Origin of the sequence: Paenibacillus lautus NBRC 15380, from assembly GCF_004000945.1 — a bacterium.
Classification (GTDB): Bacteria; Bacillota; Bacilli; order Paenibacillales; family Paenibacillaceae; genus Paenibacillus_AQ; species Paenibacillus_AQ lautus.
In genome coordinates, this window is sequence record NZ_BIMF01000004.1 from 202296 (window position 1) to 228024 (window position 25729).

The 25729-nt window shown below is 50.0% G+C and carries 22 protein-coding genes and 1 tRNA gene; 4 read left to right on the plus strand and 19 right to left on the minus strand.

What is annotated here, in order from left to right; genetic code table 11:
• Positions 1–249: 249 nt before the first annotated feature.
• Positions 250–513, minus strand: coding sequence for a hypothetical protein (locus PLA01S_RS10095; protein ID WP_100536065.1), 264 nt, complete (start codon positions 511–513; stop codon positions 250–252).
• A gap of 135 nt (positions 514–648) precedes the next feature.
• On the opposite strand from PLA01S_RS10095, the gene PLA01S_RS10100 reads away from it, so the two are divergent.
• A tRNA-Val gene (locus PLA01S_RS10100) sits at positions 649–721 on the plus strand.
• A 160-nt stretch (positions 722–881) separates the two neighbouring features.
• On the opposite strand, the gene PLA01S_RS32490 is transcribed toward PLA01S_RS10100, so the two are convergent.
• The 4 genes from PLA01S_RS32490 to PLA01S_RS10120 form a co-directional block, all read right to left on the minus strand.
• Positions 882–1088 (minus strand): hypothetical protein, encoded by a 207-nt coding sequence (locus tag PLA01S_RS32490; RefSeq protein ID WP_127592225.1) that lies wholly within the window; start codon positions 1086–1088, stop codon positions 882–884.
• 276 nt (positions 1089–1364) lie between these two features.
• Entirely contained in the window at positions 1365–1505 is a 141-nt protein-coding gene (locus tag PLA01S_RS10110; RefSeq protein ID WP_098742799.1) for a cyclic lactone autoinducer peptide, read from the minus strand.
• Positions 1483–2031 (minus strand): accessory gene regulator ArgB-like protein, encoded by a 549-nt coding sequence (locus tag PLA01S_RS10115; protein ID WP_127591917.1) that lies wholly within the window; start codon positions 2029–2031, stop codon positions 1483–1485. Before PLA01S_RS10115 ends, PLA01S_RS10110 begins: the two co-directional genes overlap by 23 nt.
• Complete coding sequence (locus PLA01S_RS10120) at positions 1973–2650, minus strand: hypothetical protein (RefSeq protein ID WP_127591919.1); 678 nt, start codon at positions 2648–2650, stop codon at positions 1973–1975. Before PLA01S_RS10120 ends, PLA01S_RS10115 begins: the two co-directional genes overlap by 59 nt.
• Positions 2651–3456: 806 nt before the next feature.
• Here PLA01S_RS10120 and PLA01S_RS10125 point away from each other — a divergent pair.
• Positions 3457–3738 carry a hypothetical protein gene (locus PLA01S_RS10125; protein WP_127591921.1) on the plus strand — a complete coding sequence of 94 codons (282 nt, stop codon included), beginning with the start codon at positions 3457–3459 and terminating at the stop codon, positions 3736–3738.
• Positions 3739–3783: 45 nt separating this feature from the next.
• Here the strand turns inward: PLA01S_RS10125 and PLA01S_RS10130 are convergent, their stop codons facing one another.
• The 5 genes from PLA01S_RS10130 to PLA01S_RS32495 form a co-directional block, all read right to left on the minus strand.
• Positions 3784–5415 (minus strand): hypothetical protein, encoded by a 1632-nt coding sequence (locus PLA01S_RS10130; protein WP_127591923.1) that lies wholly within the window; start codon positions 5413–5415, stop codon positions 3784–3786.
• A 1-nt stretch (position 5416) separates the two neighbouring features.
• A complete protein-coding gene (locus PLA01S_RS10135; RefSeq protein ID WP_127591925.1) occupies positions 5417–6202 on the minus strand; it encodes an ABC transporter ATP-binding protein in 786 nt (261 codons plus the stop codon).
• A gap of 64 nt (positions 6203–6266) precedes the next feature.
• Positions 6267–6806 carry a GNAT family N-acetyltransferase gene (locus PLA01S_RS10140; RefSeq protein ID WP_100536010.1) on the minus strand — a complete coding sequence of 180 codons (540 nt, stop codon included), beginning with the start codon at positions 6804–6806 and terminating at the stop codon, positions 6267–6269.
• A 22-nt stretch (positions 6807–6828) separates the two neighbouring features.
• The gene (locus PLA01S_RS10145) at positions 6829–7455 is read right to left on the minus strand and encodes a TetR/AcrR family transcriptional regulator (protein WP_127591927.1); all 627 of its coding nucleotides are present in this window, start codon (positions 7453–7455) and stop codon (positions 6829–6831) included.
• A gap of 377 nt (positions 7456–7832) precedes the next feature.
• The gene (locus PLA01S_RS32495) at positions 7833–8042 is read right to left on the minus strand and encodes a hypothetical protein (protein ID WP_246059415.1); all 210 of its coding nucleotides are present in this window, start codon (positions 8040–8042) and stop codon (positions 7833–7835) included.
• Between PLA01S_RS32495 and PLA01S_RS10150 the strand changes: the two genes are divergently transcribed.
• Complete coding sequence (locus PLA01S_RS10150; protein WP_233355172.1) at positions 7974–8300, plus strand: L,D-transpeptidase; 327 nt, start codon at positions 7974–7976, stop codon at positions 8298–8300. The two genes, PLA01S_RS32495 and PLA01S_RS10150, sit on opposite strands and share 69 nt — an antisense overlap.
• Positions 8301–8352: 52 nt before the next feature.
• Here the strand turns inward: PLA01S_RS10150 and PLA01S_RS10155 are convergent, their stop codons facing one another.
• Positions 8353–8736: a VOC family protein gene (locus PLA01S_RS10155; RefSeq protein ID WP_127591929.1), complete on the minus strand. Its 384-nt coding sequence runs from the start codon at positions 8734–8736 to the stop codon at positions 8353–8355.
• A 90-nt stretch (positions 8737–8826) separates the two neighbouring features.
• Here PLA01S_RS10155 and PLA01S_RS31915 point away from each other — a divergent pair, with 90 nt between their 5' ends.
• A complete protein-coding gene (locus tag PLA01S_RS31915) occupies positions 8827–8988 on the plus strand; it encodes a hypothetical protein (protein ID WP_164817388.1) in 162 nt (53 codons plus the stop codon).
• Positions 8989–9057: 69 nt separating this feature from the next.
• Here the strand turns inward: PLA01S_RS31915 and PLA01S_RS10160 are convergent, their stop codons facing one another.
• The 8 genes from PLA01S_RS10160 to PLA01S_RS10195 form a co-directional block, all read right to left on the minus strand.
• Entirely contained in the window at positions 9058–10974 is a 1917-nt protein-coding gene (locus PLA01S_RS10160) for a beta-N-acetylhexosaminidase (RefSeq protein ID WP_127591931.1), read from the minus strand.
• Positions 10975–11116: 142 nt separating this feature from the next.
• The gene (locus PLA01S_RS10165) at positions 11117–13852 is read right to left on the minus strand and encodes an alpha-mannosidase (protein WP_127591933.1); all 2736 of its coding nucleotides are present in this window, start codon (positions 13850–13852) and stop codon (positions 11117–11119) included.
• 21 nt (positions 13853–13873) lie between these two features.
• Positions 13874–17014, minus strand: a complete 3141-nt coding sequence (locus PLA01S_RS10170; RefSeq protein ID WP_127591935.1) for a beta-galactosidase — start codon at positions 17012–17014, stop codon at positions 13874–13876.
• On the minus strand, positions 17011–18330 hold the full coding sequence (locus PLA01S_RS10175; RefSeq protein ID WP_127591937.1) for a glycoside hydrolase family 125 protein: 1320 nt from the start codon (positions 18328–18330) through the stop codon (positions 17011–17013). The genes PLA01S_RS10170 and PLA01S_RS10175 overlap by 4 nt, the downstream gene beginning before the upstream one ends.
• Positions 18331–18350: 20 nt before the next feature.
• Positions 18351–21464 (minus strand): alpha-mannosidase, encoded by a 3114-nt coding sequence (locus PLA01S_RS10180; protein WP_127591939.1) that lies wholly within the window; start codon positions 21462–21464, stop codon positions 18351–18353.
• A gap of 4 nt (positions 21465–21468) precedes the next feature.
• Positions 21469–23766, minus strand: a complete 2298-nt coding sequence (locus tag PLA01S_RS10185; protein ID WP_127591941.1) for a glycoside hydrolase family 3 N-terminal domain-containing protein — start codon at positions 23764–23766, stop codon at positions 21469–21471.
• 26 nt (positions 23767–23792) lie between these two features.
• The gene (locus tag PLA01S_RS10190) at positions 23793–24689 is read right to left on the minus strand and encodes a carbohydrate ABC transporter permease (protein WP_164817402.1); all 897 of its coding nucleotides are present in this window, start codon (positions 24687–24689) and stop codon (positions 23793–23795) included.
• A 53-nt stretch (positions 24690–24742) separates the two neighbouring features.
• The gene (locus PLA01S_RS10195; protein ID WP_164817403.1) at positions 24743–25672 is read right to left on the minus strand and encodes an ABC transporter permease; all 930 of its coding nucleotides are present in this window, start codon (positions 25670–25672) and stop codon (positions 24743–24745) included.
• Positions 25673–25729: the final 57 nt, after the last annotated feature.

Here is a 25729-nt window from a genome sequence, read left to right on the forward strand (position 1 = left end):
GTTTTCTTGAAAGGAGCATGGCCTTTATGGGCATGGGAACCACGATGTTTTGGGCTGTTATCATCTCAGCCATCATCATCTACCCTATTTTTTGGGCGATCAAAAAAGGTTATTCCCGCAAATGGGATGAAGAATAGCATCGGCCGTTTTACAGCAAACCGCCAGCTTGCGAGCCGACGGTTTGCTCTGCTCGCTGTTGAGCAAAAGACATTGATATGATCAATCTGTTACAAAACGTTACTGACCCCTTTATGGTTGGAGGTCGCGTAATGTATCTACCGAATCCATCGGCGGTACCGGCTCCAGTGCCCCGCTTCCCTGGTTGGAATAAACGTCCTGATCTACAGAACGGCCGTAAACATCGAGCAATACAGGCGCTGCAGGCCCATGCAGCGGCTCCAGCTGCACCGACGTTCTCTCCGGGATACTGCAACCGCTCCCCAGTACAGATACCCCCAGCAACGAGAGCACCAGTCCGGCTCGTTTGAAATAATGGGATTTCCCACCTGCCATGCCATTCACGCTCCTCCATTGGCAAAATCATGCTGTATTTAGTCTGAACCGGAATGTGATTTTTTATAACGAGAAAACCATTGACAGCCAGATGGTCTGCTGGTAATATATGAATTACCTTTTTAAATATTTCATGATCTGTTAGCTCAGCTGGGAGAGCACTATCTTGACAGGGTAGGGGTCAGTGGTTCGAGCCCACTACAGATCATAGCCGTAAACCCTTGATGCCATTGGCGTCAAGGTTTTTTTCTGTATTCCTATTGCTATGCTGCAATGATGATTGGATTTGAACGGGCGCTTCCGCAAAGTCCGGACACGGATGCGAAACGTCGGATCTTGATCAAGATTCTCAGCATGTTCCTTCCAGATTAGGAAGCATGCGCCCCCCTTCCTTTCTCAGGTCTCCAGGACAGAATATTATGTTCATTAAACACTCGAGGTTTTCCCGTCTCCAAGCATGTTGCCCGTATCCGCTGATCCCGAATACTGTGTATCTGTATTTTTCGTTGGGTAATGTTCCCTTTCCGGTCTTCATATATGATTTCTATGGTTTGTTCCAGGTATTTCTCTAACATCATGCATTCACCTCTTACTCGAATGTTTGTTTGTATTATATGCGAACATTAGTTCTGTTATCAATGTTAATTTTACCCTAATTACACTTTGAATCTTACCAATACAACTCGCGAGACATACGTATCGAAAGATCAAACGACACCAAACTTCCAATTATCCATATAAAAAAAACGGTACCTAGAAAGGTACCGGAAACCATAACCCACATATTCATACATCGTTTATCTATATCATAACTAAAACGTACCTCAGTCCCCTTACGGATAAATCAGGGCTTATTTCAAAAGTTCTTCCGGTGTCTCTCCGCTGTACACAAATACGGGACTTGCTGTATTCACTACGAATACGGCTACCATCGTCAGAGCAGATGCGATAAAAGAAAACAATCGATGTCTAATCCTGTGGATCCATAACATGAGCTTGTCCTCCTTTCCAGCGTAATAAACTAATAGCCTGGACCAAAAATATGACAGCCAATGTTGGGGACTGAAGTCCAAAATTAAACATAACAATGACACTGCTAATCATGCGGAGTTTTACGTAATGCTTCTTCGGTATTCGGGACTGCCTCTCGATTCGGCTGGGAGCGAACACCATCACCAGCAACAGACTGAGAGCATTAAGGATGTGCACACCTGCGGTATCAAGATCTACAAAAGATACCAGGGTGAATAATGCTGTCGTGAATGCAATGCAGCCGGCCCCCGTCTTAAGGTGATACCCTCCTGAGAATTGCCTTAATATCGCGAAACCCATCAAGGCTAAAACAGCCTGCTTCACGTTACCCGTTAATATAGAGATAACTAGCGTGAAGACCACAATAAACAATACGTTTAAAATGATGGCGATTGCATGGCTCAAAACAGGAACAGAGGACTTATGGTCAGGTACCTGGCGTTTGATCCCCTCCGCTATCCGCTTTGATATTCCTTCTATGATCATAAGAATCCCGCTCCTCTGTATTGATGGCATAATACAAGAAGATTCCAAATGTTATTCCAAAGAAGAGAAGATGCAGCCATAAACGGTTGAGGTAAAATAGAATCGCAATTAATATCAGCACCACGATAATCAAAGCGATCAGTAGAACATGTTCAAATTTAATGCGCAGCTTTTCCAGATCATACTTAAACCCAATACCAAATCTGTACATAATCCAAGATATCAATAGTCCTGTCGCTCCTGACAGGATTTGAAGAATATAACCATTGGCATGATCGGTCTGAATGGAGTCAATAGATCCGAATATCGTTGTCAAATAGGCCGTCTGTACCAACGCATAGAGCATGTATCCAATGATGGTACATATCGCCGACCAGATAACTGGAATCTTAATAATGGCAGAAAATAAGAAAACGAAGATCAGCACGGTAATAAGAGGGGCGAGAAAATCCAATTGCAGCTCGTTGCGCATAATGAAGCTTTGTAAGTTGGCAAGTATCATGACAATCAACGCCTGCCATATGTACTCTGTTGTCTTAAATCTAAGCAATGACATGATTAGTGAATAAATCGCCAGTGTTTCAAATGTTGAAAACACCATAAACCAAATAACTTCCATTCAAAGATTTCCTCCCTACACCCTAAGAAATGGTTAAATGTGTACTACGCCACTTCCCGATTTATCCTGATTACACTGGTGTGTATATCGTCCATAAAGAAACGGTATACCGACAGACCCTCAGTTTTCTATCGAGTCGTCCTAAATGATGCATATTCTTGAGGTCAATTCCGATGGCGCCTGCCACTTCTTATATGTCTGGAAACTGTGATGGAAAATGCCAAACTTTAAACGTCGTTTATAGCTCCGGCTTGGCTCAAAAATTCTAAAAGAGAACAGCTTAGAACTTATACACCAACCACTTGCAACTTTCAATCCATATACCAAACGAAAATCAAGCATTAGTTATCAAGAATCCACGACCTTGTGAATATGACTAAGCCAGAATAAACTCAGTTTCTACCATTTAACTTCCTGACATCATCTAATTCGATTATATAAGGCCAGGAAGGCATAACAACAGGTAATAAAATACATAAGTGGGGGAATCCATCATGGATCTATGAGGTGAAGAGTGAAATAGAAAGTTAATTTGCTATAATTCTATTATACGGGAACTATTGTTCCCATTCAACCATTTTGAAACACTTGCATATATTTAGTTCTCCATCTACCTTACACAATTAAAAAATTTTCGAAATAACACATATAATCTGAAATCCAAGGAGAGGCTCCCCAATCAAATGCCCCTTCCCTTCTATTACAGTTCTCTATCCCCGACTCCAGAAGGATGGATCCTTGTTAGCCGGAATGCTATAGTTGTATGGTAATTATGAACTGGAAAAAACGTTCTAAGGAGAATAACATTGCGAATCAAGATCTTATGCTTAACCATCCTATTTCTGGCATTCAGTTTACTCCCAAGCTATGCATATAACGATATTCCGCTCGACCAACAAACGATGGATCGCTTGCGGGAAACCTATAACATGGAAGCTCCCGGCTCTCCGTTCATGTTGCTATCCAGGTGGAGCGAAGGAGACTGGGGAATCAGCCTGGACCCGTCCTCACTGCCTGATCTTTTTCAAGCAGCACTGTACCCTGCATGGTTCCTGGCTCGGCAGCTGGTCTTAACCTTATCCTCTTAGCGTCCCCCCCTCATCTTCCCTCTGTTCTTCCTGCCATTCCCCAGCTTACCTATACAGCTTGGTCCATGCCAAGCCATTGGCAACGAGCAGCAGTAGGATATATGCCAACATACCATAGGGAAACGCGCTGCTTGCATAGTGCAAACCGCATAATCCACCCACTACAATCATGAATAGCAGCACCCACCAGCCGTCTTTCTGCTGAGCCATATGAAACGCTTGAGAGAACGGCGGATTGCGCAGAATTGCCTTGGCTGTTAGAGGAATCAATACCAAGCCGGTAAGGAATATGATGAGAACATCCGGGAAAATCCGGATACCGAACAGGATCAGGAATACGATCGCATTCATAGCGAACAACGGTAGGAACATTTTTATGGCAAAAGCCTTTAAAGCACCTTGGTATAAGGGACTCATGTTTGACATGGGGGCTGCCCCAAACAACCAGAAGGCCTTGGGCTTCCCTGAGAATTTCAGCATCATCACGACCGTTACAATCATGATGAGCATGACGTGCAGCACATAGTACGACGATCCCCTGCCGATTTCCGCCAGAGAGGAATTGCGGATCGTGGAGAAAAAGAACAAATAGGGCAGCAGTACGGACAATCCGAGTGTAGGATACACCTTCAGCTTGAATTCTCTCTCGTTCTTTAACATGCTGGCAGATAACCGAAAACATGCCTGCTCTGTACGCGAACTGCATACCAATTTGGCCAAAAATCTGTCCAATCGCCCGCGTTCCCGACCTTTTCCCGCTTCGCTGTGAGCCAGCTTTTCCAGATACTGCTCGAAGGATGGAATATAACGAAGGTACACCATCATGAGCAGAATCGGAACGAACACGGCCAGTAAGGAGAGAACCATCAGCCACCCGCTCCCCTTGCCGAACATCCATTCAAATGGAGCCGCAAACCAGACGGGTGGAAGCAGAACCTGCCACCAGGCCGGCGTAAATACCAAATGGAAATCGATCAGATCAAACGAACGGATCACGAACTGATAGCCGATGGCCAGCGTAGCGGAAAGCCCAATCTGAACATAATTGATCAGATCCTTCAGTTTCTCGCCGTCCCAATATTTAAGCAGCACCAGATAAATCATGGAGGTGCTTACGAGAATGAGCATATTCATCAGAATAAGCTCAAGGATGCAGATCAGAAAGAACAGCACGCCATGCTTAAACAGCCCCACAGCAAGTGAAGAAGCCGATAGCGCCCCGGTCAGCAGCAGCAAATAAATGCCGGCATGAATCGATCTCGCCAACCCGACCGTACGACCGTCGATCGGCTTTGTCATCAAAATGCTGCGATCGCGCACATCCAGCAGCACGGATGAGAAATCCGAAATCATGGAGGTCATGATCAGGAACATGAGGATGGCAGACAGGATGCTCATCGGCATCAGATATTCCGGATCGCTCCAGAGCACAAACGGCGTCAGGACAAGCCCGATTAAGCCATACAACCAGAGGGAACTGACAAACAGATTCTTGTCCTGCTCTTCCGCCTTCCGGCTGTTTGAAGATAATATGACGGGTGCCCGCCTCGAGTCCATGAGCAGTTTGACATGCAGGATCCGCCGCAGCGTTTCATAGTCCACGCCCATTCGCGAGATAACCCCTTGAAATCGATCCAACAGCTTCAGCATTCGAAATGATGATTCCGATCCGGCCATATCAACTTCCCTCCCGAACGATCGATACGAACCGTTCAGCGATGCTGGCATGGTCATTGAAACCCGTCAGCTGATTGAACACCTCTTCCAGCGACCCTTCATGGGAATGCTGCTGCAGTTCTTTGAATGTTCCGTCCGCCACCACCCGGCTGTCAGCGAGCAGGATGATCCGGCTGCTGATTTTCTCAACAACGTCCATGATATGCGAGGAATAAAAAATCGTCTTTCCCTGGGCCGAGAGCTGGGCCAATACTTCCTTGACCACCATCACGCTGTTCGCATCCAGCCCGCTTAAGGGCTCATCCAAAAACAATAGATCAGGGTCATGCAGCAGGCTCGAGATCAGGAGCACCTTTTGCCGCATTCCTTTTGAAAACGTAGCGATCCGTGAGTGATAGGCCTTTTCCATGTCAAAACAGTCCATCAATTGCTTCGCTTTATAATCCGCTGCATCATATGTAAGTCCGTACAACTCGCCTATAAAAGTCAAATACTCGGCAGCGGTTAACTGATCGTACAATTCCGCCACCTCGGGCACATATCCGATTCTCCGTTTATAATCGATATTCCCGTCGGAAATATCCTGACCGAATATGCGGACGGTCCCCGTGTACCCCTCAACCAGCCCGAGCATAATTTTTACCGTCGTGCTCTTCCCCGCCCCGTTCGGACCGATATATCCTATCATCTCACCGCGATTGACCTTCAGATCAATCCCGTTCAATACATAACGGTTATCATATTTCATGCGCAGGTCTTGAATCCATAACACTTCATTTTCGGACATGATATTATTCTCCCATTCCCTCATTGTCTTCACCTACCTACCTTATTATGGAAGGGGAGGAAAATCAACCTTTTGACGCATACTCGCTCTGCAGTATCCCCATATGCACGATGTCATGCCAGACGCCATTCCGATACAAACTTTGTCTGGAGCTGCCTTCGTGGACAAATCCGATTTTTTCATACAGCTTAATTGCTTTATGGTTGAAGGAAAATACCCGTAAGTTCACCCTGTGCAGATTCAGCTCCAAAAAAGCATAATCGAGCAAAAGCGTCATCGCTTCAAAACCATACCCTTTGCCCCAATAGGTCTTTTCGCCAATGTCGATGATGCACTCCGCATTCCGGTTCTTGGTATCGATATGAATCAATGACATGATGCCGATCGGTCTGCCCGTTTCCTTCAACAGGATCAGATAGCTCTTCGAGGAGGAAGAGCCCAGGATCACATGCTGAACGAAGTCCTTGGTTTCCTCCAGTTGATAAGCATCCAGGCAGGGACTGGTGGATTGCATCACTTCGAGATCATTCCGCCAAGTATGATACAGCTCTGCGTCATTCAACGTCATTTTTCGACAAGTCAATCTAGCAGAATCAAATAGCATTCAGAAAGCACCCTTTCTATAATCATAATTCTATTGTTATAGGATTTAACATTGCGCAGAGAGATTGAATAAACGTTTCCAGCTGCTCCGGCACGCAAGTCACCGTCGGTCCGAGCTGGAAGGTATCCAGCATGAGCCCGTTCAGAAACGAGATTATATACCGCGCTATGGCTTCCGGTTCCAATCGGGGCCGAAACTCCCCTTGCTCCCGACCCTTCCGAATGACCCGGCCCATGGCCTCAACGGTCAGCTGATAACGTTCGGTTAAATAGGGATAATCCTTCTTGGCATGAACATAAGAGGAAGACAGGAAAAATTCAGCCCTGGCCAATACAAGCGAATGCTGGATTAGCGAAATATCACCCTGCTGTTTCCGAACCCAGTCCATCAACTGATTCCATATCGGATATTGCGGATCCGGTTCAAAAAAACGGAGCGTCTCTTGGTCATCAAAACGCAGGACCTCTATAAAAACATGCTCCACATTATCAAAATACGCATATACGGCCCCCCGGGACATGCCCGCTTCATCCATAATGTCCTGCATCACCGTGCGGGTATAACCCTTTCTGATAAAGACGCGTCTGGCTGCCGTCAAAATTTCAAGTTTCTTCTCCCGTTTGTATTCCTCACTAACCCGTGGACACATAAGTCATTCCTCTCCCGACCTTTATCATGAATATCGATTCCACGAACTTTACCTCATTATAAACGACATCAGTGTCGTTTTTTAACTCATTTCATCATAAACGACATTAATGTCGTTTTCAAGAGACATCCGTAGTAAACACGAAAGCCTCTTGAAGAAATCCCTTCAGGAGGTATTTGCGTACAGCCAAGCCACGATCAATGTTAGATAGAATGTCCCTTCCCCCTCCTTATATTTCTCTTTGAAAACAACTTGTTCTATTTTTCGGCTTATGCACATTTCCGTCAACATTCGCGAATAGCTGCATATATATGGGGGAGAACGAAAAGAGGTGATCGGACATCATTAAGGGCATTAGCCGCATACTGATCTTCACCTTACTGCTGGTTTTCTTTTTCCCCGCCGTATCCCAAGGCGCTACCGGACAGAAGCTGGACAGTAAGTACACCAAGTACGCACAGTTTATCGTCATTGATAAATCCACCAACAAACTGACGTATTACGAAAAAAGTAAGGTCATAAAAACGTTTCCCGTCGCCACAGGCAAAAAACCCTCCTATACGCCGGAAGGCCTGTTCAAAATCCACGAAAAAGTGAAGAACAGACCTTACTACAAGGAAGGCATCAAGGGAGGAGACCCGCGTAATCCGCTTGGGGACCGCTGGCTCGGCATTAATGTGAAAGTGAACGGCAGAGTTAGCTACGCATACGCCATTCATGGAAACAACAACGCGAATTCGATCGGCAAGTACGTATCGGCAGGTTGTATACGGATGCATAATAAAGACGTTCGCTGGCTCTACGACAAGGTGAAAATGAACACCCCCGTCCTCATCCAAAAATAAGAGCAAAAAGCCAAACACGTTCATGTGTCTGGCTTTTTTTAAAATTTGACGTTTACGATCCATACTTCGCTCCGAATTCAATAATATTGCGGTCTGGATCCAGCACGAAAACTTGCGCAAAACCGGCAACGCTGTCGGGATTAGCTACATACTCAACGTCCATTCGGTCCAGCCATTCCTTTGTTTCGCGGTAACTTTTCACCCAGATCGAGAAATGCCCGTCCGTCGTATCGATCCCACGCTCCCGCAGCGTATCACTGATCGGATGCTCCAGCAGATGGAGCTGCTGGTCTCCGACAGCGTACCAGACACCCTTGGAGGCAAACGGCGGGCGCGGCAGCTCCTGAAACTTCAGCACCTCCGAATAAAACACCTTTGCTTTCTTCAGATCGCGAACCGCCAAGCTAACATGGTGCAGCCCTTCAAATTGAATCATGAATCACACCCCCAGGTATGTAACTTTATTCTAAAGGATACCTTATACATTATATAACATGAATTAACCATCTAAGGGGGGGAGTTTACCATGGACATCCATTCGGAGGAATATAAAATCGCCTCACTCAATGGGAATGAAGGTACCTTGAAAGCGATTGAAGACGCTGAGACCAAGATTGCCGAGCTTACAGGCAAAGACATCACCCTGATTGCTTACGAGAAAGACCAGATCCAAGAGAAGAATCAATAATTAAGCCGAGTAAAATAAAAGAGCTGCCCTCCAACCGTCCCTAAAGACCTAGGAAGAGCAGCTTCTTCATTATAGAAAATAGGATGCGGTCACGGCAGCTTGATAGGTCACGTTAACCTCCAGCGGCTTGTCGGTAAGACCATTCTGATCGAACAGCAGCCGGTCCACCTCAAGCTCCTCAATCTCTTCGATACGTCCCTCCACATAATCCGCAAGCCGGTCCCTCGTGGAGGAGATTCGCACGAGCAGCCCTCCGTAGCGGAGATCCAGCACTTCCCAGCCAAAAGGCTTGTACGTGTCCATCCAAAGCGCCCGGTGCGAAATGCGCAGTGTCTCGATGCGCTGCTTTAATGCGGACAACGGGGAATCTGCGGCGGTAGCAAGTTCGGCCAGCAACTCCTTTTCTCCTGACTGGTACAGCCTTCTGAGCGTAAGGCCCAACGTGCTTTTGATAATGAGTACCGACGCCAATTTTTCATAAAAATCATACAAGCGGCTAAACGGTGCCGGAAACTGCTCCTTACAGTGCCTCCATCTCTTCTCCAGCTCGGCATAATGTCCAGCCAGCACAGATTCCGCTTCACCTTCGACATGCTTGTCCAGCAGTCCCAGCAAAGGATCCTGCCACAGCAAATACTTCGAGGGATTGGCCATCCAGTGATTTCCCTCCGATACGCCGGGAACCTCATCCATATATTTCAGAGCGTTCAGGGATCTGAACAAATCGATGCCTGTGCAGGCTAGAAGCCGTCTGCCCAGCAGCTCGTCGTTGATATCGTCTCCGTACCCATGCTCGGCAAACAGCTGCAGGCCCGCAAGAATGACCAGGTGGTTGGTTTCGTTGCCGTTATCCCCCCAAGCGGTGGATATGACCTCGCGAATCCCCTTGGTTTTGGCGGCACGCAGCGCGGGATGGCTGGTCATCCATGTCTTGCCGTGGTTGGGACTGATGCTGTTCCACATATGAATGCCGCCGGCAAAAATCGGCTTGGAGCCCAGCTTCATATGCTTATCATACAGCCGTTCATAACCACGCTCGTCGTTCCGTCCGTAATCCCAATACACGAATTGAACGCCTTTGGGAATGCGGCTCATGTTATCGTCCGAGAAATCCGCATCCACGTTGTACAGCGCCCCCTGATAATCGTTGGCCAGCAAATTAAAATACATATCGCTCCAGATCATCGGCTGGAGTCCGAGACGCTCGGTGATGGCCAGCACTCGGCTGACATGATCATTCATGATCTGAAACCGGTCCTGAATTCCATTCAGCTTTAAATACTTTCCGAGGCCGACCTGAAACGCCTCGTCCATACCGATATGAATTCGCTTGGAACGGAACATGCCGGATGCGGCAGTGATCATCTGCTCGATAAAAGCATACGTCTTCGGCTCGCCTGCGAGCAAAATATCGGCATGGTCCTTGATATCCGAGGCATAACCCCATTTCAGCGCTTGCTGCAAATGCCCCAGTGTCTGAATGCACGGGATCATCTCGATGCCGAACAGATCCGCGTAATCGTCACATTCCTTCATTTCAGAAGTCGTGTACCGGCCGCGCATGTATCCAAAGTAGGGCTGCTCTTCCACCTCATAGGTATCCTCCGTATACATCATCAGCCCGTTCAGCCCCATCAGGGCCATGTAACGGATAAACTGCTTGATCACCGGGACCTTGAGAACGCCATTGCGCGAAACGTCGAGCATCGTGCCGTTAAAGTCGAACTTCGGTTCCTCCGTTAGTTCGAATTGCGCTCGCTCCCTGGCCTGCTCCAGAAACACACCCATGGCACGGAAAAAGTGTATGGTTTCTTGGTAACGGATCGTCCCCTGCCCATCCTTCAATGACACCTGAATCGGTCCTTTCGCTTGAATGGCCTGAATTTGTAAGCCCTCTCCCTCTGTGATTCGGATGTCCAATATTTCCGAGAGTTCGCTGATCCCTTCATGCAATTTCCCCGGCAGGTTATCAAAATGAATCTTCATGTCATTCCTCCATTATCCACTATCCCATTTTTGAGATGCTGCCTATCATTATGCAAGACAGTAAAGCCCGATCCCTGTAATCTCGGAATCGGGCTTTACTGGGCTGGGACATTCATCATTCCCAGTGCTATATAATAAATGCTTATTTGACCGAAACTTTAACGCCTAGTGTCACGATTTCGTGAGGCTTAACCGGCAGCGTTAAGCTTTCTTGATCATCAAAGCTTTGAACCGCTCCCTCTACTTCCAGAATAGAGCTCTTATAAACGCCCTGGGAAGGTAGAGAAGACTTCAGCTTCAGCTCTGTATCCGTGCCTGCCATATTGAACCAGCGCAGCATCAGATCACCGGTCTTCGGATTCACTTTCAGGGAAGAGAACGCAAGTTCTTCATGGCTCCATTCAAGCGGTGCGGAAGTCGATGCGACAGCCCCGGCATGAACCCCGGTCTGCGCAACCGTCCATGGGATTTGGAACTGGTAAGCCTCGGCGTATGCGCCTGACTTCATGCCGTCGCCCTGATGCGGAATGACCTCCATACGTACCGTATGAACGCCGATGCATTGAGCTTCAGGCGTAGGGAAGTACCCCCAATCACCGAGCTCGCCTACGGAACGAAGCAATGTAACAGCGATGGTATTCCGGCCGTCACGCAGGACTTCATATTCATTCAAGCCCTGGTTAGCCACCGTCAACCCTGCAGTAGCCGTCGTAACGTCAACGAAAGCCTGTTGGTGAGCCGTATAGCTCGGGTTCTCCCATTCGGCAGCAGGTTCGTTATCCCGCGTCGCCACTTCAAACATGGAATCCACGTTATGGGACGATGCCTGCAGATCCGTTGGGAATAATGCACGCACACGATGATCCTTCGCTTGATTATCCATCGTGGCTTCGATCTCTACGCCTTTGCCGCTGCGGTTCAGACTGACCACGGTACGAATGCGCATTGGCACCATCTCGCTCGATCTTTGCGCTTTGCGGTTCGGATAATATACGAGCTCATGCTGCTCTTCATCCAGCTTGTTGTCCGCCATAGCCGGAATGGACCAGTTATGAACGATTTCAATGGATGCGCGGTAAGGCGTATCCTCCAGAACCGAAATTTGGGCGGTCTGGCCTTTAGTGGTCAATGCAACTTCGCCATCCGGCTGTTTGTACATATATTCGTTACCGATATCTCCGGTATTTTCATAGACGCCCAGATCGCGGTATACTTGTCCGTTCTTTTTATCCGTCAAGGAGAAGGAGCCGTCTCCTTGGATCTCGACCTTGATCAGCTCATTCTCCATCACATTGGCCTTGCTGATTAAGGATTCTACCTCGGCAGGCTTCACTTCGCTCTTCACCCAAGCATACGTGGTCAAGCCCATTGCAGGAATCGCGCTTGCCTCGAAGGTAAGTCTCACACGGCGGCACATATACGGTTGGCGGAAACGGTCGTCCGGCAGATCGTACCCGAACTGAAGACCCAGATCCTCAACGGTGCAAGGTACAGCTTGACCTTGAGCGTTAACCAGCACACGGCCGGACAAATCGATTTCCTTCATTCGGCGGCTGGTTTCCTCCAAAGAGTACCCTTCCCGGAAATAAAGCCGTTTCGCGTCCAGCTCGATGCTGACCGTACCGCTGCGACTCCATCCCGTCGTATTGAATACAACAAGCGGCAGCGGATCGGATCCCCATTGTTCGAAGGCGTTCGTGTCAACTGCATCTGCAATGACGCGAACGCTGTCGTCCACGATATTTTCGGCCACGTGTGCGCTTTTCTCAAAGCGGGTAACCATCTCGCGGTGAACTTCGTCCACGCTGCAGCCGCAAATGCTGTCATGCGGATGATTCTGCATCAGCGTCTTCCACGCATAGGTGAACAGATGATGCGGATACTCTTTGCCCAGCAGACTGGCGTAGGATGCAAGCGGCTCGGCCACTTTTTCCAGTAAGGTCTGACCGCGCTGGTTCATCTGCTTCAGGTATACGCGTGCCGAAGCGGTATTCACGAGCGTTCCCCATCCATCGGTACGCTGGCTGCGCAGCTCTCCTTTTACGGAGGAAAGATCCTGCGGCAGCTTCTCCCGAACGGCTGTCAGGTAATCGTCAAAATTGGAATGAATAAACTCCGTATCCGGATACAGCTTCTTCGCTGTACGGATGCCTTCCGGAAGATCGGTCTGTATCGGCTGGTGGTCACACCCGTTCATATAGAGCAGCTCAGATGTGGAAGCATACTTCTCGGCGTCCGCCAGCTTGCGGTCCCAGAACGCCTTCGCTTCCGCTTCATCAACGGGCACCTCGTTACCGTTACTGTACCAGTTGGCAAACAGGATGCCCAGCACCTTGGAGCCATCCGGACCTTCCCACATCAGCTCTGAGAATGAAGACTCATAGCCGCTGTCGGAGACGGTATTGTTAAAGCCCGTTGGTTTCACGCCCCGACCGAAGAAGGCATTATCGATGCCGGACTGCAGCATCAACTGCGGAATTTGGCCCGTAAGTCCAAATGTGTCCGGGAAATAACCGATTTTGGCAACCGTGCCATAACGCTCGGCATCCTGGTGCCCGATCTGCATATTTCTCACGTTGGCTTCACTGCTTGTCAGGTAGGCATCCTGCAGAATGTACCATGGACCGATAATGATGCGTCCATCTGAGATCAGCTGCTCAAGCTGATCTTTCTTCTCCGGTCTCACCTGCAAGTAATCTTCGATAATAATCGTCTGGCCATCAAGGAAAAAGCTGCGGTATTCCGAGTCCTTCTCCATCGTCTCAAGCAAGCTGTCCATGAGCTCGATCAGCCGCACATGGTGCTTTTCATACGGTAAATACCACTCGCGGTCCCAGTGAGTATGCGAAATAATATGTGCTTTTCTGGATTGATCCATCTCTGCTAAGTCCCCCTTATGTTAGCCCTTCGATACCGTGATTTCGACCTCATCCGGACGGTACACCGATAACAGGTCACCGCTCGCATCTACTGCGAACAAGACTGAACGATCCGCTTCCAGAACGAATGAATAGATGAGGCCTGTTGAAGGATCCTTCACCTCAACGTTCGTATCCCATGATTGCTCCGAGCCGAATACGAAGAGAGCTCCTTCTTCAAACGTTACCTTGCGTCCATATACGCCGGAATGTTCTCCGCCTTGATTCCAGATCAGCCCTGTATCGGCAGCAGATAGCTCCAATGCATACCGATATAAAGCCGCGATGGTGTCGATTCGATCATTTAATTCTACAGGAAGCGGGCTCCAGAGAAGACGTCCTGCCCCAAGCTTCACGTCCACGATGGAGTCGCCGGCTACATCGGCCGGTTTCGCCCCGCTGCCTGCCGGAATTTCTTTGCTCAGCTCGGCAATCTTCCGATGACCATACGATGCAGACCATGTACGTTCCCCAATGCGCAAGCTTTCTTCCCGGCGCACATTCGCCAGCTTCCGCTCGCCCAGTTCCTCCGTCATTCGATCGACTGGATGCCAGTATGCATCCAGACCGATAGGACCTGTCAGGAGGAGCGTAGCTCCCGTTTCCTTCACGATATCCATCAACTCAGCAAACGCCTGGTCATCTACATTGTGCGCGCTCGGCAAAATAATGAACTTCACCGGTTGGTTACGCAGCGAGCTTAAATCATACTCTCCGACAGCACGGAATGGCACGTTCAGCTCGTAAGCAAGCGCCCGCGTCGCCTTAGTCGTTGCTTCAAAAGCGAGCTTCCGGTTAGAGAAGTCGTTTGAATAAGGGAAGATGACCGCGGTCTCTTCCAGCTTCCGGCCTTTAAACATGTCCCGGATGCCTTCCATGAAGGCGCCGAAATCATACGACACATCCGCTTCCGGCTTCTCCGTGCCGTCAGCGCGGACGGCTCCGATATGCGATTCATTGGCATTATCCATGTAGAAATTCGTGTTCCAGATCCAATGAATGGCTCCTGCGCCCCCTGTGGAGAAGGCGTATGCATACTTGCGCTCCAGCAGATTCCGAAGCTCGGCTTCGCTCCGCTTCGCCCGGCCATCCGGCGTTTCCACGTACATGATGCCCGTTTCCTGAATCAGGTTCGGTTTATCCGGCGTTTTGGCAAAGATGCCGTCCCAGATCAAATAGTCGTTGAACCACCAGGAATGGACCGTCGTATAGTCTACGGCTTCAGCATAGAAGAACGGAGATGGACGCTGTGCGCCAAGCGCCTCGTCTTGTCCAACGGTCACCATATGATCCGGGCATACCTCTTTAATATCGTCATATAATTCCTTGGCCCAGCGGTTATGCATGTCCATGGAGAACAGTACGTAATCGAGCCATTGCGCGCCTTTTTTCCCTTGATGCATGTCTTGAACGTCAAAATTAATGACTTGAGGCTCCGGAGGAACCACGGAGTCAAAACCCGGCAGCTGATCCGCTGTCATATTCCAGCGTTCCTGCAAACGTTCAATCGAACCATGACGCTTTTTCAGCCAGTCGATATAAGCTTGTCTCTCAAATGGATCCTTCGCGGAGCGCGGACCGTCCGAGAAAATCTGCGGCGGATCAAACATGGAAGGCTCGTTAATAAGATCCCAGTCCACATTCTTCGTATCTTTATGTCTACTAATGATGGAACGTATGAAACGCTTCTGCGCTTCCACGCTTCGAGGGTCGAGGTAAGGATTTTGGCCTTCCCAAGTCTCCGGCGTGAAGGAGAAGAAGGTGAATGTTACCTGCAAATCATGCTTTTTCGCCGTTAACAGGAAGGCGTCGATCGAACGCAAAACCTCTTCGGATGCATGTCCGTCCACCTGCATAATATTGCGGTATGCGGTCCAGATGCCGGTACGGATCCAGTTGATGCCGGCATTACGCATTTGCGCCATATCGCGATCCCATACATCCGTATTCGGAAGGAACAGGAACTTACGCGCGACATCCGACGTCATATAAGTCATCCCGACAACAGGCAGCGGGCGGCCGTCCTTGATGAAGTAATCCCGATTGCAGGTTACAGGCGTACCCGCCTGCAAAAGCTCGGGATCTGCTCCCCAGAACCCTTGTCTCAGCCTGCGGATTTCTCCATCCGGTCCTTTTGCCTCGCACACCACGCGATAGGATCCCGGCTTGATATCCAGCATAACCGGAATACGCTGCACATGAAATTGTCCGGTCACATCCACCGTCACGGAATGATGCCATGATAAGGATTCATCTTGGTCGTGCTTGACGGAGATGCGGAACGTCCAGCTCTGCGGCTCATGGACCGGCAGGCTCCGGCCAAGCCTTTGTGCCTGCAGGGTCAGGATCGCACGCTCACCGGACTCGTAGGCCGCATAATTCGGCTTGATCCACAGCTCGGTAATCCCTTTCGCGCAGAATGCGGCCCAGCGGCGCACCTCTGCTCCTCCATCCTGTTCCCAGAAAGAAGCGGTGAGTGGCTGATTCACAAACAGCCAGCGTCCGCCCAAGAAAGGTCCGCCGACATTTTCCCATAGAACGACCGGAGCGGCGACCTCTCTCCCGTTCGCCGTGCTTCCCTTAAGGAGCGGATAAATCCGCGTATCCATCGGTCCTGCCGAACCCATTTGATGCGGCAGGTCACTGCTTTTGGTAACATGCGGAACCAGGTTCCACGTATCGCGGACGGATAACAGCTCCCGGCTGCTCTCCATCAGCGGTATCACGTCGCTTGCAATCAAATGATCGACACGCCCGCTGTCCACAGGCAGCACCTCATGAATATGAAGCTGCTGGTGGTACGCCGTCTGTTCGTGCTCCACCACCCAAGCGCCGTCCTCCTTACGGACAGGACGCTTGAAGGGTGCGCCGCCAACGCTGACCAAGCCGCCGCCGTTTCTCAGAAAGTCCAGAATCGCTCTCCAGGCGGATTTCGGGAAATAAGGCGCGTGCAAATTGACAAAGGTTGCACCTTGTCCGCCTGACGATGCCAGTGCTTCAGCGAGGTCCTCGGCGCCGCACACCGCATCGAATGCATTCAGAGCCGCGACGCTAGCCGGCAAACCGGCAGCTTCTGCTGCCGGAAAGGACGGATCATAGAATACAATCAGGCGCCCGCTCATAGAATCCCTGCTTTCATCGCCTGGTACACCAATTGCGAGAAGAGGCTGTTGGACCAAGCAAACCAAGATCTGGTGAAGACTTTCGGATCGTCGGCATGGAAACCTTCATGCATAAATCCGGTATCAGCATCGGTCGCTTCCAGCAGTGCAATCATCTCCAGCTTCTCTTCTGCCGTCTGCGCCGTAATTCCCTGCATGGACAAGGCCATATGCCAGATATAATCCGGCGGCGTATGCGGACTGCCGATTCCTTTGGCAACAGCGCCCTCGTAATAGAAAGGATTTTCTTTACTGAGTGCAAACCGTCTGGTGTTTTGATAGATCGGATCATCGGCAGAGCAGTACCCCAGATAAGGAATGGACATCAAACCAGGTGTTCCCGCATCATCCATCAAACAGTAATTTCCGTATCCGTCTGTTTCATAGGCGTAGATCGGTCCAAACTCCGGATGGCGGTAAATGCCGTACAACTGAATCCCATGATCCACGTCGGCTTCGAGACGCTTCAGTTCATCCAGCAGCTTCATATCCCGGAATACCCATTCCGCAAATTCCTGCATTTGACGAAGAGCGACAACGGCAAACATGTTGCCTGGAATATTGTAGTGGAAATCGCAAGCGTCATCGCTTGAACGGAATCCGGACCAGATCATGCCCGTATAATTCACCGGCATGCCGAGCCCGTTATTGCGCAAGGAATCCGTTGGAATTCCGTTATCCCGCGTGAAACAGTAAGGCGATTTCTCGAAATGGTGCTGCTCGGTTTTAAACAGCTCGATGATCTTGATCATAGCCGACTTGAAGTTGGCGTCAAACACATCCGTCAGGCCGGTTTCCTTCCAGTACAGGTAAGCCAGGCGAACGGAGAAGCATAGCGAATCAATCTCAAACTTGCGCTCCCATACCCATGGGGACATTTCGGTTTCGTCGGTTGTGTTCCAATGCCAGTCATTCGCCGATTCATTAAAGGCATTGGCATAAGGATCGATATGAATATATTGAAAATGGCGTTTGATCAATCCGCTTAAAATCCGCTGCAACTGCGGATCATTTTTCGCAAACGGAATGTAATGGATCACCTGCTCTACCGAGTCGCGCAGCCACATGGCGGGAATATCGCCGGTGATCACAAACGTCGTGCCATCCTCCATCAGTTTGGTTGTTGTCTCCAGCGTGTTCGGGAAAGTGTTCTTGAACAGCTGAAGCAGCTTCGGACGGTGCGCCAGCTTTTCTTCAGCCTCTTGCAGAACCGCCTGAATCGATTGCGGGAGCTCTAGCTCCGGCATTGGTATTTTGGGGAGTCTGAATTGTTCCATGTTTGTTCTGGCTCCTTTGATTAAGTATGATGTGTAGTCAATTTGATGGTTTTAATCTCATACGGCAAGAATGGAAGGGTTAACCTTCCTTCCGCGGTATCCAGTTGTTCGAGTTCTTCTTCCAAGGCGTTGGATAAATGGATGCTTTCATAAGGATAAGGCCAGCTCAGTGCAGCTTCGTCTCTGCCTCCGGCGGATTCATACATCCGAAGGATATACCCTGAACCGTCTTCTGCTGGTTTAACCGTATCCAGAATTACATGATGGCTCTCGAACGAAATAAACGATTGAACAGCAGGCCGAGAACCTTTATTCGAGCTTGTTCTTACGCATGGAAGCTCATGATTGAGCTCGGCAGCTTTACGGACGATTCCAGCACTTCTCCAGTCTCCGTTATGCGGGTATAAGGAATACGTGAACTCATGCTCACCCAAGTCTGCCGTGACATCGGGCCACTTCGGCGCGCGCAGCAGGGACAACCGGATCGTGCTGTCCTGAATGTCATACCCGTACTTGCAGTCGTTGATGAGGCTGACGCCGTATCCATGCTCCGACACATCAGCGAAGCGGTGACCACAGACTTCATATTGGGCCTGCTCCCAGCTTGTATTTCGATGGGTTGGTCTCTCGATGGTTCCAAACGGTATCTCATAAGTAGCCTTATCGGCAACAACCCCGATTGGGAAGCCGACTTTCAGCAGTTTGTGTGATTCGTTCCAATTGACAAACGTCTTGAAGTCGATCCGCCGGTCATGATGATAAAATATCATGTCCTGCAGGATCTCCGAGTTATGGATGCGCCAACGGAAACGCAGCACATCCTGTACCTCACCCGCATGCACCAGCTTCTTCTCGATCAGCTCCGCCTCTCCGGCCAATTGCTCCTCGTAACGGGTATCGATATCCCATGCGTCCCACAGCGTCGGACGGTCATGGAAGAAGTGGAAGCGGTTCGCGGCTTCACCCGGCTTGACCACTTCCCGATGAGCCTCTTTATCCCACAGGCTCGTGATTTCGCCGCGCTCATTGAAGCCGACCTTATAAAAATCCGTTTCCCAGGAATCTGCGAACACTGTAGTAGAATTCTCCGCCACCGCTTTGTTTCCTGCTGGCGGCTTCAACCAAATGGTCTTGTATCCCAAAGCCGGGATGCCTTGAACAAGAACATTCAAGCGGTGAGAAGTTTTACCGTTCTCTTCGGTTTGGGCATCGTACTGCAGCAGCGCTCCATCTGAATCATACGGAGCGAGTCCCTGCTCTCCTTCAATCGAAATGACGGCATCTCTGCTCCATCCAAGTCCGTTGAAGATGACATACGGAATGCCTTCCCCTTCTGTATCGGCCTGATCCGCCAATACTTGAAGCCCAAGATGGAGGCTATGATTTCCTTTTTGGAACACCTCTGCGTATTCCTTCTCAGAGGTGACGTAAGACTCCGTAATGGCAGAGCCCGGGATAATATCATGGAATTGATTCAGCAAAATCAACTTCCAGCCGTCATGCAGCTCGCTCATAATCGCCTGCCGCTTCTCATTGTCCATCGATGGAAATGCCACCGAATTCCATAGCTCCGCCTCGCGGTACAGGATTTCCGCTTTCCGGTTATGACGCTTGTTCCGCGCATGCGTTGTATAGGTGCCGCGATGAAGCTCAAGGTACAAATCCCCGCGCCATTTCGGCAGCTTCGGCTGTGTTTCCTCGATCCCGCCGAAAAACTCGGCAGCCGTGCTGTACTTGCTGGCCGGTTGACCCACCATAAGCTCGGCACGGTCGATATATTCCAACATTTCGCGGGTTACGCCGCCTCCGCCGTCACCATGTCCATAAAGCAGCATCTGCTCCGGATGAACGGCTCTTTGGCGGTAGGACTGCCAATGCTCGTGAACATCTTTTGGCAGCGTGTTTTCGTTCACGCCGTGATTGAGATAGGATAACATCGGTGTTCCATCGATCCCAACCCAATGGAACAGGTCGTAAGGAAACACATTCGTATCGTTCCAGCCAAGCTTGGTTGTCATGAAATAACGAATGCCGCCATGCTTCAAGATCTGAGGCAGGGATGCACAGTATCCGAACGTATCCGGCAGCCATTCAATATGAGATGTCAGGCCAAACTCTTCTTGATAGAAGCGTTGCCCATACAGCATTTGACGCATGAGGGACTCCCCGCTCGGAATGTTCAGGTCCGGTTCGACCCACATCCCGCCGACAAGCTCCCAGCGTCCCTCCTTGATTCTGGCCTTCACTCTCTCGTACAGCTCAGGATCGTGATCCTTCAGGAATTGGTACAGTAAAGGCTGGCTCTGCGCGTACTTAAATTCGGGATACTCATTCATCAGCGCATCCATGCTGGAGAAGGTCCGGCTTGTTTTTCGCACGGTTTCCCGGACGGGCCACAGCCAGGCGATGTCGATATGCGACTGACCCACCATATGCTCGGTGCCTTCGGCATGGCCGCCAATGGCAGTAACCGCCTGTTTAAGATCTTGCTCAATCCCGGTTACCTGAGCGCCATCCCGGAGGGCGGCGTCATCCAGGCTGACAAAGCGGTCCATCGCCTGATACAGCGCCTCCAATAAGCGGATGCGCCGCATATCGCTATCCGGCAACAGGATAAGCGAATCCCGAATCACGGTTGCGGTGTACATCAGGCTCTGAACCGGCACATTCACGTTGACAAGCATGCTTTGCACCCTAGTAATCGGAGGCTGTATGACAGCCTGCTGATTCAGCGGGTCCACCGGCTCCGGAATCGGATCGTACAACTCGATCTCAAGCTCCATATTCATGCCGGTGCGTTTCGGATCGAGCTTGACGAAGGTATGATTTCGGTCCAAGCCCTGATAAGATACTCCGTTTATGCGCAGTAAGCCCTCGCCCCCGGAGTGGAACACCAGTCCGATCGCACCGTCCACCCAGTGCGTGGGCAATTCAAGGTTCCTCCGAAAAAAGTAGGTTGTCCCTTGCGTACTCGGGAACCTGTTGAAATCTTGTCCTTCAGCATAAGGGGCCGTATCTTCGTACACGCCCGGAACCATGTAAGTGGTCCGGGTAATGTTCCAATCTCGAAGCTCCGTCGATTCGAGCCACTGCCGCTCCGACAGTTCGCGTATAAAGCGTCGAATCCGTTCCATTCATTTAACCCTCCTGTACGGTCAGATCTGCACTCAGCGTATCGTTCACGTGTCTGCCTATCATCATACGGAACAGCCCAGGCTCAACAACCTGCTGGTAATCTTGACCGATATATTGAAGCTGTTCCGGACCGACGGTAAATTCCACTTTGCAGCGCTCTCCAGACTGCAGGAAAATTTTCTGGAAGCCCTTCAGCTCACGCGCCGGTCTCGTATATTTGCTGGCAGCATCGCTTACGTATAATTGTACAACTTCGGAGCCTTCGCGGTCACCGCTATTTGTAACGTTCACAGAAACAACGGCCGTACCGTCTGTTCCGATCACTTCAGGAGTAATCTGAATATCCGAATAACTGAATTCGGTATAGCTAAGCCCGTATCCGAACGGATAACGCGGCTGAGAATCCTCTTCGAGGTAACGCTTACCACGCGACCGCTTGCCGTTATAATAAGCCGGAAGCTGTCCGACATGCTTCGGTATCGACATCGTCAGTTTGCCGGACGGATTCACATCGCCGAACAAAATGTCCGCTACCGCATGTCCGCCCTCCTGACCCGGATACCATGCTTCCAGGATGGCATCAGCATGCTCGTCGATCCACGGCTCCGCAATTGGCCGGCCGTTGATATACACAACGATCATCCGCTTGCCAAGCTTATGAATCTCTTGGGCCAATTCCAATTGAACGCCAGATAACTGGAGCGTCATCCGGTCGATCCCTTCGCCGCAATCCATGTCACTTAAAGCGTCGTCCGTAACCTTTGATGCCCCTGTGCGCAAATCGATCGTGCCTTCGCCAAAGTCGCGTGCGCTGGAACCGCCCAGTACCATGACCACGGTATCGGCCTGATCCGCACAAGCTAATGCCAATTCAAAGCCCTCCCTGGAATCGTCCTTAATGCGGCAGCCCGGAGCATATAATACACGCTTCGCTTCATCCCCCAGTTTCGCACGAATTCCATCCAGTACGGTGGTCACGCTTGCCGGCGGCTGAGGAGAAGTATAGTCCCCAAGCTGATTGTATCCTTGATCGGCATTAGGTCCAATGACGGCAATCACGCCGCCTTCCTTGGATAACGGCAGGGCCTTTGCTTCGTTCTTAAGGAGAACGATGCCTTCTGCCGCAAGCTGCCTGGCAAGTCCGACATGCTGCTCGCTGCCGATCACTTCCTCGGCTACCTGCGGATCCACATAAGGATTCTCGAACAATCCAAGTTTGAATTTTAACGTCAATACACGGCGTACAGCCTCGTCCAATACGGAGACTTCCAGCTTATTTGACTCCACAGCCTTCAGAAGGTGCTTGCCAAACATCTCGCCCGACATCTCCATATCGATGCCGGCACGAATGGCCTGAACGGCGGCATCCATTCCGTCTTCAGCGGTATCATGGCCGCTGGCCAGCATATCGATGGCACCGCAGTCGGTGATTACCATGCCGTCAAAACCCCACTCCTTGCGGAGAATGCCGTCAAGGAGCTCGGTATTGACGGTGCACGGCACGCCGTCAATCTCGTTATAGGCCGGCATAATGGATGCAGCTCCTGCCTCCACGGCTTTCTTGAATGGCAGCATGTCCACTTCCATCAGCTCGCGCGTGCCCATATGCACGGGTCCCGCATTTCTTCCGCCTTCGGAGCTGCCATAGCCCACAAAATGCTTCAACGTCGCCGCAACGCTGCTCGGGCTGTCCAGGGACTCGCCTTGAAGGCCTTCGACCGATGCGACCGCATATTCGCTGATTAGGTATGGATCTTCGCCGAAGCACTCCTCGGTACGTCCCCATCTTGGATCGCGCACGACGTCGAGCACCGGCGAATAGGTGACCGCACCGCCCTGGCTGCGTGTTTCCAGCGCGACGGCACGGCACATATCGCGGTATAAATCCACGTTCCATGTGCTCCCGATAGACAGCGGCACGGGGAATACCGTGCCGCCGATGGCCATATGCCCATGCGAGCATTCCTCCCCGATCAGGATCGGAATACCCAGACGCGATTGCTCAATAGCGTAGCGCTGGATGTGATTGACGGCTTCCGCTCCTTCACGCGGAGAAAGACCGGTCTCAAGTGTTACACCGGTCCATGGATCGGCGCGAAGGGTCCCGTAAAGGGATCCGACGCCGCCATTTTTTACTTGCTCCTTAAATGAATCCGTCAAGGTAATCCGGCCTTCATTCACTTCATAGGTCTTCCAGCCGAACGGCTGGATCAGCTGCCCAACCTTTTCCTTCAGGTTCATCAGGCCAAGAAGATGTTCAACTCTTTCCGTAATGGGTTTACTGGAATCTTTATATGTCATCTCATACCCTCCGGTACATGAAGAATTTATTCTTTAACCGCGCCGATGGTCAGACCTTGAATGAAATAGCGCTGGAAGAACGGATAGGCCAGAATAATCGGTCCGGTTGCCAGAACGACCATCGCCATCCGCGAAGTATCCTGCGGCATGCTCTGCAGAGCGGCCATGCTAAGTGATGAATTCTGAGAGTTTTGCAGGATGAACTGCATGCTGGTCTCAATCCGCATGAGCATGGATTGCAGCGGAACCAGGTTCGGATCATCAATGTAGAGCAATGCGTTGAACCAGTCGTTCCAATACCCCAAGGTGCTGAATAACCCGATGGTTGCCAGACCCGGCAGGGATAGCGGCAATACCAGCTTGTAGAATATTTTAAACTCGCTCGCGCCGTCGATTTTACCGGATTCAATGATGGCATCCGGAACGCTGGTGCTGTAGAAGGTTCGAAGAATCATAATATAGAAAGCATTGACCGCCAATGGCAGGATCAAAGCCCAGATGGAATCTTTCAGGCCGAGCAATTGCGTTGCAACGATATAAGTCGGTACCAGACCCCCGTTAAACAGCATCGTGAAAAATGCAAAGAACGAGAAGAAGTTCCGGTATCTGAACCCTTTACGGGAGACAGCATAGGCATACAGCGAAATAATAAACAAACTGATCAGCGTACCCACTACCGTGACAAAAATCGTAACGCCGTAGGAACGAAGAAGCGTATCGCCTGTCTGGAATACGTATTTGTAAGCTTCAAGACTCCATTTCTCCGGCCAGATTTGGTATCCGTTGCGGGCCAGTGAGCCTTCATCTGTAAATGAAATGATCATAACGAATAGGAACGGAAATACACACAGGAACGCGAAAATACCGGCAATCAGGTTGAATACGACATTCCACCCGGATGAAAGCTGATGGAAATCCTTCATCTTGCTTTTAGATTTGAACACATCACATACCCCCTTCTTGGTAGATTGATCGATTAGAACAATGCGTTATCCTTGTCATATTTACGAACGACATAGTTCGATACCATAACCAGAATAAATCCGACTACGGACTGGTACAGACCCGCAGCAGTACTCATTCCGATCTCGCCTGTTGTTTTCAGACCACGATATACATAGGTGTCAATGACGTTCGTTACGGAATACAAGGTTCCCGAATCCCTTGGCACTTGATAGAAGAGACCAAAGTCTGCGTAGAAGATTTTACCGATCGCAAGAAGAGTCAAAATGGTCATCAGCGGTTTCAGCATCGGAAGCGTGATGGCTTTAATCTGCTGCCATTTGTTCGCTCCGTCAATCATGGCCGCCTCGTACAAGGATTTGTCGATCCCCATAATCGCCGCCAGATATACGACACTGTTGTAACCAACGGATTTCCACAAACTGATTAACGTCAGGAATATCGGCCAATATTTGGCTTCGGAATACCATTGGACCGGCTCCATGCCAAACCATCCCAGGATCTGATTCAGCATCCCTTTATCCATGCTCAGGAAACTGAATGCGAAGTAACCTACGATAACCCAGGACAGGAAATACGGCAGGAACATGCCGGTTTGATAGACTTTCGCCAATTTCTTGTTCACGATTTCGGACAATACGATAGCCAGCGCTACGGATAGAACGAGACCCAGAATGATGAACACGAAATTATAAAGAACGGTGTTGCGCGTAATGATGTAAGCATCGTTGGTACTGAACAGGAATTTAAAGTTTTGGAATCCTACCCATTCACTATTAACGATACTTGCCCAGAACCCGTCACGGCTAAAGCGATATTCCTTAAATGCAATAATGGTCCCGAACATGGGCAAATATGAGAATAAGAGAAACCACAGGGTCCCCGGCAAAACCATGAACAACATGGCCTTATTCGTCATAATATTTTTGAAAAACTGTCCGATTGCTCTCACGCTTACCCCTCCTCGTGATGTGCATGAAATGAACAAAAGAAGGGCGGT

Coding starts and splice junctions, on each gene's coding strand:
- PLA01S_RS10165 (WP_127591933.1), bottom strand. CDS start 13,852: ATGGATCAATCCAGAAAAGCACATATTATTTCGCATACTCACTGGGAC.
- PLA01S_RS10110 (WP_098742799.1), bottom strand. CDS start 1,505: ATGTTATGGATCCACAGGATTAGACATCGATTGTTTTCTTTTATCGCA.
- PLA01S_RS10095 (WP_100536065.1), bottom strand. CDS start 513: ATGGCAGGTGGGAAATCCCATTATTTCAAACGAGCCGGACTGGTGCTC.
- PLA01S_RS10140 (WP_100536010.1), bottom strand. CDS start 6,806: ATGCTATTTGATTCTGCTAGATTGACTTGTCGAAAAATGACGTTGAAT.
- PLA01S_RS10155 (WP_127591929.1), bottom strand. CDS start 8,736: ATGATTCAATTTGAAGGGCTGCACCATGTTAGCTTGGCGGTTCGCGAT.
- PLA01S_RS31915 (WP_164817388.1), top strand. CDS start 8,827: ATGGACATCCATTCGGAGGAATATAAAATCGCCTCACTCAATGGGAAT.
- PLA01S_RS10160 (WP_127591931.1), bottom strand. CDS start 10,974: ATGAAGATTCATTTTGATAACCTGCCGGGGAAATTGCATGAAGGGATC.
- PLA01S_RS10185 (WP_127591941.1), bottom strand. CDS start 23,766: ATGACATATAAAGATTCCAGTAAACCCATTACGGAAAGAGTTGAACAT.
- PLA01S_RS10115 (WP_127591917.1), bottom strand. CDS start 2,031: ATGATCATAGAAGGAATATCAAAGCGGATAGCGGAGGGGATCAAACGC.
- PLA01S_RS10180 (WP_127591939.1), bottom strand. CDS start 21,464: ATGGAACGGATTCGACGCTTTATACGCGAACTGTCGGAGCGGCAGTGG.
- PLA01S_RS32490 (WP_127592225.1), bottom strand. CDS start 1,088: ATGTTAGAGAAATACCTGGAACAAACCATAGAAATCATATATGAAGAC.
- PLA01S_RS10135 (WP_127591925.1), bottom strand. CDS start 6,202: ATGTCCGAAAATGAAGTGTTATGGATTCAAGACCTGCGCATGAAATAT.
- PLA01S_RS10145 (WP_127591927.1), bottom strand. CDS start 7,455: ATGTGTCCACGGGTTAGTGAGGAATACAAACGGGAGAAGAAACTTGAA.
- PLA01S_RS10120 (WP_127591919.1), bottom strand. CDS start 2,650: ATGGAAGTTATTTGGTTTATGGTGTTTTCAACATTTGAAACACTGGCG.
- PLA01S_RS10175 (WP_127591937.1), bottom strand. CDS start 18,330: ATGGAACAATTCAGACTCCCCAAAATACCAATGCCGGAGCTAGAGCTC.
- PLA01S_RS10170 (WP_127591935.1), bottom strand. CDS start 17,014: ATGAGCGGGCGCCTGATTGTATTCTATGATCCGTCCTTTCCGGCAGCA.
- PLA01S_RS10130 (WP_127591923.1), bottom strand. CDS start 5,415: ATGGCCGGATCGGAATCATCATTTCGAATGCTGAAGCTGTTGGATCGA.
- PLA01S_RS10190 (WP_164817402.1), bottom strand. CDS start 24,689: ATGAAGGATTTCCATCAGCTTTCATCCGGGTGGAATGTCGTATTCAAC.